Below are 490 nucleotides of genomic sequence, written 5' to 3'. Positions count from 1 at the left end.
GAATCCGCAATGGAGGGAGAAATCCTCTCATTGCGAGATTTTGCATTGCCGTCATTACTAGAATTTACACTGCCGTCATTGCGAGAATTTGCGACTTTGTTAAAAGTTGCAAATTCGTGGCAATCCACCTCTTTTGATTTGTCAAATAGATTGCCACGCAAGTCTTGCGACTTGCTCTCAATGACGGAGTTTTCTTTGTCATTGCTTATAATAACAAAATCTTCTTTGTCATATTGAGCGCGTGAGCGCGAAATATCTCTATTTGTATTTGTAATTTTAGAGATACTTCGGGCTACACCCTCAGTATGACAATTTGCGGTGTGTGGATTGCCACGCTCGCGTTGCTCGCTCGCAATGACAGAGTTTTTGTCATATTGAGCGTTTAGCGAAATATCTCTGTTTGTGTTTTTAGATTTTTGAGATACTTCGCTACGCTTAGTCCTACAATTTGCTTTTTGAGAGCTAGAAAGATTTAGTGCAGAGTTACTCT

Annotated in this window: 1 protein-coding gene; it reads right to left on the bottom strand. The window is 40.2% G+C overall.

Annotated elements, in window-relative coordinates; genetic code table 11:
* On the bottom strand, nucleotides 1-490 hold a 490-nt coding region (locus ACWIX0_RS14150; RefSeq protein WP_454174610.1), incomplete at both ends, for a hypothetical protein.

Source organism: Helicobacter sp. T3_23-1059 (assembly GCF_053654515.1).
The sequence above is the reverse complement of the archived record's forward strand: the minus strand, read 5'-3'. Positions and strand labels throughout refer to the sequence as shown.